Source organism: Aeromonas sp. MTB (assembly GCF_056632455.1).
In genome coordinates, this window is the sequence record NZ_CP147026.1 from 2,603,917 (window position 1) to 2,617,387 (window position 13,471).

Genomic DNA, 13,471 nt, shown 5'->3' on the forward strand with positions numbered 1-13,471 from the left:
ATAAAGACGCTCTCGATAAAAGGCCACGCCCGCGGAGGGCATGGCCAGGGATAGTATGAAACGGTGAGGTTTAGTCCCGCACCGGCGGCGGTGCCAGCACGTCACGCTGACCATTGCCACCCGGTGAGCTGACGATGCCCTGATTCTCCATCTGCTCAATGAGACGGGCTGCCCGGTTGTAACCAATCTTGAACTTGCGCTGGACGCTGGAGGTCGAGCCACGGCGGGACTCCACCACGAAAGCGACCGCTTCGTCGAACAGGGGGTCGAGCTCTTCATCGCCACCACCGCCATATTCGCCGCTGCCACCTTCGCCACCCGACTCACCGGAGAGGATCTCCTCGATGTAGTTCGGCTCGCCGCGCAGTTTCCAGTCTGCCACTACCTTGTGCACTTCGTGATCATCGACGAACGCACCGTGTACCCGGGTCGGGTTGGAGGTACCGGCTGGCATGTAGAGCATGTCGCCCATGCCGAGCAGAGATTCGGCGCCGCCCTGATCGATGATGGTGCGCGAGTCGATCTTGCTCGACACCTGGAACGAGATACGGGTCGGGATGTTGGCCTTGATAAGACCGGTAATCACATCCACCGACGGACGCTGGGTCGCCAGAATGAGGTGAATACCGGCGGCCCGCGCCTTCTGGGCGATCCGGGCGATCAGCTCTTCCACCTTCTTGCCGACGATCATCATCATGTCGGCAAACTCGTCCACCACCACCACGATGTGGGGCAGTTTCTCCAGCTCCGGCGGCATCTGATCCATGGAGTCACCCGGGCGCCACAACGGATCCAGCAGGGGTTCCCCCTCCTCGATGGCGGCCAGCACCTTGTCGTTGTAGCCCTTGAGATTGCGCACCCCGACTGCCGACATCAGCTTGTAACGGCGTTCCATCTCCCCCACACACCAGCGCAGGGCGTTGGCGGCATCCTTCATGTCGGTCACCACCTCGGTCAGCAGATGCGGGATCCCTTCGTAGACCGAGAGTTCCAGCATCTTGGGGTCGATCATGATAAAGCGCAGATCATCGGGGGAGGACTTGTAGAGCATCGAGATGATCATGGTGTTGACCCCCACCGACTTACCGGAACCTGTGGTACCGGCCACCAGCAGGTGCGGCATCTTGGCCAGGTTCACCACCACCGGCTCCCCTGCGATGTCCTGACCCAGGCCCATGGTGAGCGGGTTGCGGCTATCGCGGAAAGCATCGCAGTCGAGGGTTTCGCGCAGGTAAACGGTCTGGCGCACCCGGTTGGGCAGCTCGATACCGACATAGGTTTTACCCGGGATCACTTCCACCACCCGCACGCTGCTGGCAGACAAGGAGCGGGCCAGATCGCGCGAGAGGTTGGTGATCTTGCTCGCCTTCATACCCGGCGCCAGATCCAGTTCGAAACGGGTAATAACCGGGCCCGGATAGACACCGACCACCTTGGCCTGCACGTTGTAGTCGGCAAGCTTGGCCTCCACCAGACGGCCCATGCGATCCAGCTCATCCTTGCTCATCATCTGGGTCTTGGCGGGTGGACGGTCGAGCAGCTCGATACTGGGCAACGGCGGCAGCGTAGATTGCGGACGACGCTTGGGCTTGGTCGGTGCGACGGCTACCGGCGCGGCAACATCGTCGTCCCCTTCGGCCCAGGGCAGATCCAGATCGTCCTCATCATCGTCATCGGCCACAGCCAGTACCGGCTGACGGCGACCATTGGCGGCCGCCACCGCACGTTTGGGCTTGGCAGCCGGAGCCGGCTCATCATCTTCATCATCAAACTGGGGATCGAACTCGAAGGTATCGTCGTCGAGTTCCGGCAGCCACTCTTCGGCGGCAGCCTTCTGGTTCTTGGCCTTGGGCTTGCGCGTCCAGCTGGTGTGCGGCTCATCTTCCTCGTCATCAAACGCGATGGCCCCTACCCCGCCTTCCAGCAAGGGATCCGGCCCCTCGTTGCGGGGTTGACGCCAGCCACCGGTCAGCCAGCGGCCGAGGGTGGTCGGGAAGTGGTAAACGGCGCTGACCGAACCGGTACAGGCCGCGCCGATCTGCTCGACGATGGTGAGCCAGGACCAGCCGGTAAACAGGGTGATGCCGGTTGCCACGAAGCAGAGCAGCATCAGGTTGGCCCCGACGCCGCCAAACAGCGGCACCACGGCAGAAGCGATCACATCCCCCACCAGACCACCGGCGGAGAAGTTTTGCATATCGTTGAAGTTCATGCTGGCAATGGCCGACATGCCGAGCACGGTCAGGATAAAGCCGATGATCCGCACCCCCAGGGTGAGGTAATCCACATCGAGCAGACGGCTCGGGCGCCAGAACAGACTCCAGCCCAGCAGCACCACCAGCGGCGGCACCAGATAGGAGAAGGCGCCAAAGGTAAACATGGTGATGTCGGCGAGCCAGGCACCGGCACTACCGGCGAGGTTCTTCACCTCCCCTTGCCAGGAGGTCTGGGACCAGCCGGGATCAGCGGGATGATAGGACAACAGGGCAAGCAGAAGATAAGCAGCCATCAGGGTGATGGCGATCAAGACGGCTTCGAAGATCCGTTGTGTACCTGATAAAGGAGTAAACAGCTTTTTATCGGCCAAACTCCGGCTCCTTTCTGAAAACATGTAATGCAGGAAATAAGGGGGCCTAGTATCCCCGAAAAGCCCATCGATTGTCAGCCAGAGCCTGATGGGACGGGGCCATATTTGCAATTATCTTTACAAGAAGAAACGAGCGGACCGGCCGCTCGTTTCTGACTGTCATGGTGTCTCATATGGAAAAGATACCACGGCATAACCTGCTTTATCGGGTGCTGATCACCAGACGACTGCTCTGCTTGACCTCTTCCATCACCACGTAGGTGCGGGTGTCATTGACACCGGGCAGACGCAGCAGGGTTTCCCCCAACAGACGGCGGTAAGCCGACATGTCGCTGACTCGGGTCTTGAGCAGATAGTCGAAGTCACCGGAAACCAGATGACACTCCTGGATCTCTTCGAGTACCTGAACAGCCTTGTTGAACTGTTCAAACACATCAGGCGCCCCGCGATTGAGGGTTATCTCTACGAACACCAGCAGAGATGCGTCCAGATAATGAGGGTTCAGAATAGCGGCATATCCTTCGATATAACCTTGTCGCTCGAGGCGACGAACCCGTTCCAGACACGGTGTAGGACTCAGGCCAACTCGCTTGGACAACTCAACATTCGAAATCCTGCCATCCTTTTGCAGTTCATTAAGAATGTTGCGGTCAATCCTGTCCAAATCCTTTAGCCGACTCTTAGCTTCCATCATTTTATTCCATCCTTTGGCTATTTTTTGGTAAGAATCACCAGTCATTTTATAATTATGGTCACAAATCCTGTCAATACCTGAATATACTAGGCGCAAATGTTGGTTAACATTTTGGCAACATGAAACACCAATCTATAGACGAGGGATAGCATGATTATCGGTGTACCTAAAGAGATAAAAAACCATGAATACCGCGTAGGCATGGTTCCGGCCAGTGTACGTGAACTGACAGCACGAAACCATACTGTTTTCGTCCAAAGCGGTGCCGGAAACGGCATTGGCTTCAGCGATGCAGATTATATCGCTGTTGGAGCCGAAATTTTGGCCTCTGCAGCAGAGGTTTTCGCCAAAGCCGAGATGATCGTCAAGGTCAAGGAACCTCAGCCTGTCGAATGTGCCATGCTGCGCCCGGGTCAAACCCTGTTTACCTATCTGCATCTGGCGCCTGACTTGCCCCAGACCGAAGCCCTGCTGAAAAGCGGCGCCATCTGTATCGCCTATGAAACCGTCACCGACGGCCGTGGCGGCCTGCCCCTGCTGGCCCCCATGTCGGAAGTGGCCGGACGCATGTCTATTCAGGCGGGTGCCCAAGCGCTGGAAAAATCGCGCGGTGGTAGCGGAGTGCTGCTCGGCGGCGTACCCGGTGTCGAACCGGCCAAGGTGGTGATCATCGGTGGCGGCGTGGTCGGATCCAATGCAGCCCGCATGGCCATTGGCCTGCGCGCAGATGTGACCATCCTCGATAACAACGTCGATACCCTGCGCCGTCTCGATAACGAGTTCCAGGGAGCGGCCAAAGTGGTCTACTCCAACAGCGAGACGCTGGAGCGCCATCTGCTGGCGGCCGATCTGGTCATCGGTGGCGTGCTGGTACCGGGTGCCACTGCGCCAAAACTTGTCCGCCGTGACCACATTGCGCGCATGAAGCCGGGTTCTGCCATCGTCGATGTGGCCATCGATCAGGGCGGCTGTGTGGAAACCTCCCACGCCACCACCCACCAGGATCCGACCTATATTGTCGATGAGGTGGTGCACTACTGTGTCGCCAACATGCCGGGGGCGGTAGCCCGCACCTCGACCGTGGCGCTCAACAATGCCACCCTCCCCTTTATCATCAAGCTGGCCCAGCAAGGGTCTCGTCAGGCACTGCTGAGCGATCCGAACCTGTTGCACGGGCTCAACGTGATGGAGGGCAAACTCACCTGCAAGGAAGTGGCCGTGGCACATGGCCTTGCCTACACGGATCCCCTGACCCTGCTGAACTGATCTGCGCTGGCCTGAGCCAGTTGGAGATGAGTGAAAATCCGCCCGCGATGGGCGGTTTTTTTATTCCTTTATTTTGCATGTCACCCCTTGTGAACACGATTAGTGCAATCGACTCACCAGCCTTTGACCCCGGATCACGAATTACCTACAATCGCGCAAACTCATCACATCCCGGAAATGACATCATGAGCCAAGTCACTCACAGCAAATTGCTGATCTTAGGGTCAGGCCCGGCCGGTTACACCGCGGCCGTCTACGCCGCCCGCGCCAACCTCAATCCCCTGCTCATCACCGGCATGCAGCAAGGGGGTCAGCTGACCACCACCACCGAAGTGGAAAACTGGCCAGGTGATCCGGAAGGGCTGACCGGCCCTGCCCTGATGGAGCGCATGAAAGAGCATGCAGAGAAGTTCGACACCCGCATCCTGTTTGATCACATCAACAGTGTCGAACTGACTCAGCGCCCGTTCCGCCTCAAGGGCGACAACGGCGAGTACACCTGCGATGCCCTGATCATCGCGACCGGCGCCTCCGCAAAGTATCTGGGTCTGCCCTCCGAAGAGGCCTTCAAGGGGCGCGGCGTCTCCGCCTGTGCCACCTGTGATGGTTTCTTCTACCGCAATCAGGAAGTGGCGGTGATCGGCGGCGGCAACACCGCTGTTGAAGAAGCCTTGTATCTGGCCAACATCGCCAAGAAAGTGCACCTGATCCACCGCCGCGACGAATTCCGTGCCGAGAAGATCCTGATCAAGCGTCTGCACGACAAGGTCGCGAGCGGTAACATCGTGCTGCACACCCACCAGACCCTGGACGAAGTGCTGGGTGACCAGATGGGAGTCACCGGTGTGCGCCTGCGCAACACTCAGGACAACAGCACCAGCGAGCTGCCGCTGATGGGCGTCTTCATCGCCATCGGCCACCAGCCCAATACCCAGATCTTCGATGGCCAGCTGGAGATGCAAAACGGCTATCTGAAGGTACGTGGCGGCCTCGACGGTTTTGCCACCCAGACCAGCATTGAAGGTGTCTTCGCTGCCGGCGATGTGGCCGACCACAACTACCGTCAGGCGATCACCTCTGCCGGTACCGGCTGTATGGCAGCCCTCGATGCCGAACGCTACCTCGACGCGCAATAAACAAGCGCAGATGTGATATAAGGCATACCAGTCGGTATGCCTTTTTTATTTAAAGGAGTCTAATGAAACAGAAGATATTGATTGTCGAAGATAGCCTGACCATCCGCCGTATGCTGACTCAGGCCATTGCCCAGCAGACAGGCCTCGAGATTGACGCCTTCGATACCCTCGAAGGCGCTCGTCACTGTCGGGGCGAGGAGTATGTGGTCGCGCTGGTGGACCTGACCTTGCCGGATGCGCCCCGTGGCGAAGCGGTCAACGAGCTGCTGGCTCGAGGTTTGCCGGTGGTGATCCTCACTGCCGACATCAGCGAGGATAAACGTGCCGCCTGGCTGGAAACCGGCGTGCTGGACTATGTGATGAAGGATTCGCGCCACTCGCTGCAATATGCCGTCAGTCTGGTGCACCGCCTCTATCTCAACCAGTCCATCGAAGTGCTGGTGGTCGACGACTCACGCACCTCCCGTCACCGCACCATGGCCCAGTTGCGCAAGCAGTTGTTGCAGGTGCATGAGGCCAGTCATGCCCGTGAAGCGATGGCGATGCTGGAGCAACACCCGGACATCCGGCTGGCACTGGTCGACTACTATATGCCGGATATCGATGGCATCAGTCTGGTGCGGATGCTGAGAGAGCGATACAGCAAGCAGCAGCTCGCGATTATCGGGATCTCGGTCTCGGACAAGCGCGGTCTCTCTGCTCGCTACCTCAAGCAAGGCGCCAACGACTTTCTCAACCAGCCGTTCGAGCCGGAAGAGCTGCAGTGTCGGGTCAGCCACAATCTGGAGGCGCTCGAGCAGTTCAACAGCATTCAGGAGTCAGCCAATCGCGACTACCTGACCGGTCTCTACAATCGGCGCTACTGGTTCAACGAAGGGCAAAAATGGTTTGAAGAACATCAGCGCCAGCAGACGCCTCTTGCACTCTGTGTGCTCGATGTGGATCACTTCAAGCAGGTCAACGATCACTGGGGCCATGCCATCGGCGATCAACTGCTCTGCCATCTGACCCGGCTACTGACCCAGTTCTTCCCCGATGCCATGATCGCCCGGTTTGGCGGAGAGGAGTTTGCCATGATGGTGCCTCACTGTACCGTCCCCGTGTTGATCAAGCGTCTTGAAGGGCTGCGTCAGCAGCTGCGCCAGCAACCCTTGTCACCGGAAACCCCGCTCTTTGTTCGCGCCAGTTACGGCGTGATCAGCGTTGGGCGGATATCCATGGACGAGGCGCTGAGCGTAGCGGATCGGCTGCTCTATCAGGCAAAGAACACCGGTCGCGACAAGATAGTCTCTCAAGAGATAACTATCTGAATCCTCAGGGCATCAGTCCCGTGTATTACCGCCCGACAGACTTTCCGACAGGAGAGTCTGCGGGTTCCTTTCCTGCCACAGTCTCCCCATCACCATGACTATCGAAAGTCAGTAAGTCTTGTCGACCCGCACCCCATCATCGAAGTAGAGAATGCGCACCTTGTCTCCATTGGCAAAGACCATGGCGGGATCATAATCCTGGATCACGTTGATAAGGGCATTTTGCTCGTTGCGGATCAGCAGCTCCACCAGCTTGTTTTCCACCACGGTTCCCCCGGACTGGTATTGTTGCGCAGCTGCAGCTCCCGCCAGCGCCCCGACGGCGGTGGCGATTTCACGACCATGACCGCCACCAAACTGGTTGCCCAGCAGGCCGCCCAACACAGCCCCTCCCAGCGTCTTCCAGCCAGAGTGCTCGGACTCCAGGATCTGGCGCTGGGTAATATTGCGCACCGTTTCGACCTGACCAAACACCACCTGATTGACTGGCCGCGCGGTATTGCGCTGGTAGACCTCCGCCCCGGCGGGCGCCGTGACAAAGCAGAGCAAGCTGGATACTATCAGGATAATGGCCTTCATCTATGAACCTCGTTGCCTTATGTCTCGCTATCTTACCCAACTGGATGATGAGCTTTGCTGGTTTCCCGACCCCAGCCATGCGCTGGAAGAGCCCAATGGCTTGCTGGCGATCGGCGGGGATCTCTCCCCTACCAGATTGCTGGCAGCTTACCACAAGGGGATCTTCCCGTGGAATGAACCCCACCAACCGACCCTGTGGTGGTCACCGGATCCCCGCGGGGTGATCCGTCCCGACCAACTCCATGTGGGGCGGACACTGCAGAAGATTATCCGACGTACCCCATTCGATATTTCTGTCAATCGCGCCTTTAATGAAGTCATTACCGCCTGCGCCGCCCCTCGTCGCACTGCCGATGGCACCTGGATCAGCCAGCCCATGATCGAGGCCTACCAGCAGTTGCATCGGCTGGGTCATGCCCACTCTATCGAGATCTGGCAGGAGGGAGAGCTGCAAGCGGGACTATATGGCCTATCTATCGGCCGACTGTTTTGCGGTGAATCCATGTTCAGCCGGATTGATAACGGCGCCAAACTTGCCTTGGTGGCACTCTGTCGCCACTTTTCACGCCATGGTGGAGCACTTATCGATTGCCAGATGCAGAACCCGTTTCTGGCGACCCTGGGTATCGAGGAGTGGCCAAGGGCCCGTTTTCTGGCCGAGCTGGAGCGCCTTGGCCATCAACCACTGTTGGCTTCCTGCTGGCAAGAGGGGGAGATCAGTCTATGACTGAAGAAGTGATCCTAAAAGTAGGGCTGACTCCCAAGCATCCCTGCAGTTATCTGGACCATGAGCAGGAGCAATTGCTGGTACTGATGGATCACAATCTGCTCAACGCCAACGGCTACGAGAGATTGTTGACTGCCGGTTTTCGCCGCAGTGGCAACGACATCTATCGCCCCCACTGCCCGGCGTGTCATGCCTGCCAGTCCCTTCGTATTCACAGCGAGCGCTTTCGTCCCAGCCGCGGCCAGAAGCGGATCCGCCAGCTCAACAGGGATATCGAGATCGTCCTGAGCTACGATGACAAACCCGAGTATTACCTGCTCTACGAACGCTATATCCGCGAACGCCACCACGATGGCAGCATGTATCCCCCCAACCGCAGCCAGTATCGCGGTTTTCTCCATTGTGACTGGATGCCGCCACTCTATCTGGAGATGCGCAAGGAGGGCCGTCTTATCGGCGTGGCCACCACAGACCTGCTACCCCACTCCTTGAGCGCTATGTACACCTTCTTCGATCCGGATTATGCCGATCGCTCCTTGGGCACCTTTGCCATCCTCTGCCAGCTCGATCTGGCCAAGCGAACAGGGCGAAGCTGGCTCTATCTTGGCTATCTGGTGGAGGCGTGCCGCAAGATGAATTACAAGCGCAATTATCTCCCTCACGAGCTGTTAATTCAGGGGGAATGGAAAAATATCGACACCAAGCCCGAGTAAACTTTACACATAGCCTTAAATCCGGCATGATCCAGCGGTTTTTTGTTGTGGCTTATCAAGAGGATTCAATGGCTAAAGAAGACAGTATTGAGATGCAGGGCACTATTCTCGAAACCCTGCCCAATACCATGTTCCGTGTGGAACTGGAGAATGGTCACGTGGTTATCGCTCATATTTCAGGCAAGATGCGCAAAAACTACATTCGTATCCTGACTGGAGACAAAGTAACGGTAGCACTGACTCCCTACGATCTCTCCAAGGGACGTATTGTTTTCCGCTCTCGCTAAGCCAGGAATTCAGCAAAAAACCCCAACCTTTCGGTTGGGGTTTTTTGTGGTTTTCTGATCACTGACGCTTAGTGGGAAACAGCTTCAACATTGACCTGAAAATCAAAGCTGAGGCTGTCATTTACCAACTCAACCTTCACAATTCCCCCGTCAACCAGTGAACCGAACAGGATCTCGTTGGCCAGGGGTTTCTTGAGGTGCTCCTGGATTACCCGACCCATCGGTCTGGCGCCCATGGCTCTGTCATACCCCTTCTCCGCCAACCAGTGGCGGGCACGCTCGGACACCTCGAGAGAAACTCCCTTCGCATCCAGTTGAACCTGCAATTCGACAATAAACTTGTCGACCACCTGATGAATCACCGTCATATCGAGATGGTTGAACCAGATGGTGTGATCAAGCCGGTTACGAAACTCCGGACTGAAGGTCTTGTTGATCACCGCCATGGCATCGTGGCTCAAATCCTGTTGCTGGAAGCCAATCGATTTACGCTGGGTCTCCTGCACACCTGCGTTGGTAGTCATGACCAAAATGACGTTACGGAAATCCGCCTTGCGCCCGTTGTTGTCGGTCAGGGTGCCGTTGTCCATCACCTGCAACAGTAGATTGAATACGTCCGGGTGAGCTTTCTCAATTTCGTCAAGCAACACAACGGAATGAGGATGCTTGATCACCGCATCAGTCAGCAGACCCCCCTGCTCAAAACCGACATAGCCGGGAGGCGCACCAATCAGGCGAGATACGGTATGGCGTTCCATGTACTCGGACATATCAAAGCGCAGCATCTCGACACCCAATGCCTTGCCCAACTGCTGGGTCACCTCTGTTTTACCAACACCGGTAGGACCGGCAAACAGGAAGCAACCAACCGGGCGACGCTCGTTACCCAAACCTGAACGAGAGAGGCGAATCGCATCGGTCAGTACCTCGATGGCTTTATCCTGACCAAAGACCACCATCTTGAGATTGCGTTCCAAGTTCTTCAGTACTTCTTTATCTGAAGAGGAGACTGATTTTTCCGGAATGCGGGCGATCTTGGCCACAATGGACTCAATTTCCTGCACATTGATCACTTTCTTGCGCTTGCTCGCAGGCAGCAACCGTTGACCGGCGCCCGCCTCGTCGATCACATCGATCGCCTTGTCGGGTAGGTGACGATCATTGATGTACTTGGCAGAGAGCTCGGCAGCTGCACGGATCGCCTTGGCGGTATAGCGCACGCCGTGGTGGGCTTCGTAGCGACTCTTGAGCCCCATCAGGATGCGAGTGGTGTCATCGATAGTCGGCTCGACAATATCGATTTTCTGGAAGCGACGGGCCAGCGCACGGTCTTTCTCGAAGATTTGGGCGTACTCCTGATAAGTGGTGGATCCCACACAGCGGAGCAAACCATTGGAGAGCAGCGGCTTGATCAGGTTGGCCGCATCCAGCTGACCACCGGATGCCGCTCCGGCACCAATGATGGTATGGATCTCGTCAATAAAGAGAATGGCCCCTTCCTGACGCTCAATTTGCTTGAGCAGTACCTTGAGGCGCTTCTCGAAATCCCCACGGTATTTGGTGCCCGCCAGCAGAGACCCCATATCCAGCGAATAGATGGTACTGCCCGCAATCACCTCGGGGACATCCCCCTTGACGATGCGATAGGCCAAGCCTTCAGCAATAGCAGTTTTGCCCACACCCGCTTCACCCACCAGCAGCGGGTTGTTCTTGCGACGACGGCAGAGCACCTGAATGGTACGATTGAGCTCCTGATCACGGCCAATCAGCGGATCGATGCGCCCTTCCAGCACCAGCTGGTTCAGGTTGGTGGCAAAGCTCTCGATCTGTGCGGCCGAAACATCATCATCAGACTCGGGATTGTTATTGCTGCCGAGATCCGGCTTGCTGTCCTTGCGCACCCCGTGGGAGAGGAAATTGACGACGTCGAGACGGCTGATCTCGGCTTTTTTCAGGAAATAAGCAGCTTGTGACTCCTGCTCACTGAAGATAGCGACCAGCACGTTGGCGCCGCTGACTTCGGTATTGCCGGAGGATTGCACATGGAAGACGGCACGCTGCAACACGCGCTGGAAGCCTAGTGTCGGCTGGGTTTCACGATCGTCATCATCGCGCGGTATGAGCGGAGTGGTTTGGGTGATGAATGCGCGGATCTCCTTGCGCATCTGCTCAACATCGGCACCACAAGAGCTCAGCGCCTCATGGGCTGAACTGTTATCCAGAAGGGCTAACAACAGGTGCTCGACGGTCATGAATTCGTGGCGCTCGTCACGGGCCAGTTTGAAAGCCTCGTTCAGCGTCTTTTCTAGATCTTTATTCAACATAGGCACCTCCCCTAGTACAGCTACAATGTGGTGTCACACTCGCCATCAAGTCATCAGATTCAAGCCTTTTCCATAGTACAGAGCAGTGGATGTTCGTTGTTACGCGCATAGGTGTTGACTTGGACAACCTTGGTTTCGGCGATCTCTGCGGTAAACATGCCGCAGACACCCTTACCACTATAATGCACACTCAGCATGACCTGAGTCGCCTTGTCCAAATCCATACCAAAGAACTTTTGCAGCACCTCCACCACAAACTCCATCGGCGTGTAGTCATCGTTGTTCAACACAACCTTATACATGGGTGGCGGCTGCAGCTTTGTTTTCTCTGCTTCTGCAATCTCTTCATTAGCAAAGAGTTCTTTCTGCTTGCTCATAATCGCGCTTTGGTACCTCTAGATTACTACCGTCTAACACAAGGTTGTCAATAGACTTGTTAACCAGATCACATCAGCTGTTAACAACTTCTTGACTCGCTCAAAAGTTAGACTAGATTGGTTACTTGCTAATCTGTGCCCGTCTGCTATGGGCCCATGTCCCTAGTTATAAAGGGCTGGCGCAGGTTACTCAACGACTTCTGGGTAATCAATAAAAGGATGTAGAAGTATGGCAACCGGCACAGTTAAGTGGTTTAACAACGCAAAAGGATTTGGGTTTATCTGTCCGGAAGGGGGCGGTGAGGATATCTTCGCTCACTACTCCACGATTCAAATGGAGGGCTACAAGACCCTGAAAGCGGGTCAGGCTGTCAATTTTGAACTGCAACAGGGGCCGAAAGGAAATCACGCCTCTGTGATTGTGCCAAACGAAGCACAAAATATGTAAATAACACCCGTTGGATAAATAAAAAACCGGTTCCTCTCTGAGCAACCGGTTTTTTATTGTCAGATTTCTGGCGAATCCTGCCTCCTCACGGGATCACAGGGTTATCACCAGCCATGATCAGTCGTGATATTCACTGCAGGCGATCAGGGTATTTTCCATCAGGCTGGCGACCGTCATCGGGCCCACACCACCGGGTACCGGAGTAATGAAGGAGGCATGGCTGCGCGCCGTCTCAAACTCCACATCACCGACCAGCGAGCCATCAGCCAGGCGGTTGATGCCCACATCGATCACCAGTGCCCCAGGTTTGATCCACTCCCCAGGGATGAAGTTGGGCTTGCCGACCGCAACAACCAGCAGATCGGCACGGCGAACCTGCTCTTCCAGATCCCGGGTAAAGCGGTGACAGGTCGTGGTTGTGCAGCCCGCCAGCAACAATTCGAGGGTCATGGGACGCCCCACTATGTTGGACGCTCCCACCACGACCGCATGCAGACCATGTGTCTTCACGCCGGTGGTCTCGATCAGCGTCATGATCCCTTTCGGAGTGCAGGGGCGCAGCGCCGGAATACGTTGTGCCAGACGGCCGACGTTATACGGGTGGAATCCATCTACATCCTTGTCAGGCTGGATCCGCTCCAGCACCTGAGTGGTATCAAAGTGATCCGGCAACGGCAGCTGAACCAGAATGCCATCTACGTGGCTATCCGCATTCAGCTGATCAATCAGCGCCAGCAGCTCTTCCTGACTGGCAGTGGCACTCAGGTCATAGGAGCGGGAGAGAAAACCCACCTCCTCGCACGCCCGACGTTTGCTGCCGACATAGACCTGAGAGGCGGGATCCGCCCCCACCAGAATGACTGCCAGCCCTGGAGCCCGTTTCCCTGCCGCCAACCGCTGTTGGACTTGCGCCGCGACCTGGCTGCGAATCGTTTGCGCAACCTGTTTTCCATCTATGATTTTGGCAGACATCGTTCTCCACTCACCATGTGTTCAACTGCCGCGCATTGTCGCATTTTTTTA

Annotated in this window: 13 protein-coding genes; 7 read left to right on the forward strand and 6 right to left on the reverse strand. The window is 56.6% G+C overall.

Annotated features, from left to right (window positions below; all coding sequences use genetic code 11):
• Nucleotides 1-70: 70 nt before the first annotated feature.
• Complete coding sequence (locus tag WBR25_RS11880; protein ID WP_319920859.1) at nucleotides 71-2,587, reverse strand: DNA translocase FtsK; 2,517 nt, start codon at nucleotides 2,585-2,587, stop codon at nucleotides 71-73.
• Between the two features lie 202 nt (nucleotides 2,588-2,789).
• Nucleotides 2,790-3,281, reverse strand: coding sequence for a leucine-responsive transcriptional regulator Lrp (gene lrp / locus WBR25_RS11885; protein WP_005300047.1), 492 nt, complete (start codon nucleotides 3,279-3,281; stop codon nucleotides 2,790-2,792).
• A 150-nt stretch (nucleotides 3,282-3,431) separates the two neighbouring features.
• Here lrp and ald point away from each other — a divergent pair, with 150 nt between their 5' ends.
• From ald to WBR25_RS11900, 3 genes are all read left to right on the forward strand, one after another.
• Complete coding sequence (gene ald / locus WBR25_RS11890; protein ID WP_429106746.1) at nucleotides 3,432-4,547, forward strand: alanine dehydrogenase; 1,116 nt, start codon at nucleotides 3,432-3,434, stop codon at nucleotides 4,545-4,547.
• A gap of 185 nt (nucleotides 4,548-4,732) precedes the next feature.
• Nucleotides 4,733-5,683: a thioredoxin-disulfide reductase gene (trxB, locus tag WBR25_RS11895; RefSeq protein WP_019445530.1), complete on the forward strand. Its 951-nt coding sequence runs from the start codon at nucleotides 4,733-4,735 to the stop codon at nucleotides 5,681-5,683.
• A 62-nt stretch (nucleotides 5,684-5,745) separates the two neighbouring features.
• On the forward strand, nucleotides 5,746-6,993 hold the full coding sequence (locus WBR25_RS11900) for a diguanylate cyclase (RefSeq protein ID WP_019445529.1): 1,248 nt from the start codon (nucleotides 5,746-5,748) through the stop codon (nucleotides 6,991-6,993).
• Nucleotides 6,994-7,101: 108 nt separating this feature from the next.
• Here the strand turns inward: WBR25_RS11900 and WBR25_RS11905 are convergent, their stop codons facing one another.
• Complete coding sequence (locus tag WBR25_RS11905; RefSeq protein ID WP_005337104.1) at nucleotides 7,102-7,572, reverse strand: outer membrane lipoprotein; 471 nt, start codon at nucleotides 7,570-7,572, stop codon at nucleotides 7,102-7,104.
• A gap of 19 nt (nucleotides 7,573-7,591) precedes the next feature.
• Between WBR25_RS11905 and aat the strand changes: the two genes are divergently transcribed.
• From aat to infA, 3 genes are all read left to right on the forward strand, one after another.
• Nucleotides 7,592-8,299 (forward strand): leucyl/phenylalanyl-tRNA--protein transferase, encoded by a 708-nt coding sequence (gene aat, locus WBR25_RS11910; RefSeq protein ID WP_245094562.1) that lies wholly within the window; start codon nucleotides 7,592-7,594, stop codon nucleotides 8,297-8,299.
• Entirely contained in the window at nucleotides 8,296-9,012 is a 717-nt protein-coding gene (locus WBR25_RS11915) for an arginyltransferase (protein ID WP_005337108.1), read from the forward strand. The genes aat and WBR25_RS11915 overlap by 4 nt, the downstream gene beginning before the upstream one ends.
• 68 nt (nucleotides 9,013-9,080) lie before the next feature.
• Nucleotides 9,081-9,299, forward strand: coding sequence for a translation initiation factor IF-1 (gene infA, locus WBR25_RS11920; RefSeq protein ID WP_005300033.1), 219 nt, complete (start codon nucleotides 9,081-9,083; stop codon nucleotides 9,297-9,299).
• A 68-nt stretch (nucleotides 9,300-9,367) separates the two neighbouring features.
• On the opposite strand, the gene clpA is transcribed toward infA, so the two are convergent.
• Nucleotides 9,368-11,623 carry an ATP-dependent Clp protease ATP-binding subunit ClpA gene (gene clpA, locus WBR25_RS11925; RefSeq protein ID WP_257699764.1) on the reverse strand — a complete coding sequence of 752 codons (2,256 nt, stop codon included), beginning with the start codon at nucleotides 11,621-11,623 and terminating at the stop codon, nucleotides 9,368-9,370.
• A gap of 59 nt (nucleotides 11,624-11,682) precedes the next feature.
• Nucleotides 11,683-12,000, reverse strand: a complete 318-nt coding sequence (clpS, locus tag WBR25_RS11930; RefSeq protein ID WP_005337111.1) for an ATP-dependent Clp protease adapter ClpS — start codon at nucleotides 11,998-12,000, stop codon at nucleotides 11,683-11,685.
• Nucleotides 12,001-12,229: 229 nt separating this feature from the next.
• Between clpS and cspD the strand changes: the two genes are divergently transcribed.
• Nucleotides 12,230-12,448, forward strand: a complete 219-nt coding sequence (cspD, locus tag WBR25_RS11935; RefSeq protein WP_005300025.1) for a cold shock-like protein CspD — start codon at nucleotides 12,230-12,232, stop codon at nucleotides 12,446-12,448.
• A gap of 117 nt (nucleotides 12,449-12,565) precedes the next feature.
• Here cspD and folD read toward each other — a convergent pair whose 3' ends face one another.
• Nucleotides 12,566-13,420, reverse strand: coding sequence for a bifunctional methylenetetrahydrofolate dehydrogenase/methenyltetrahydrofolate cyclohydrolase FolD (gene folD / locus WBR25_RS11940; RefSeq protein ID WP_005337113.1), 855 nt, complete (start codon nucleotides 13,418-13,420; stop codon nucleotides 12,566-12,568).
• Between the last annotated feature and the right edge of the window lie 51 nt (nucleotides 13,421-13,471).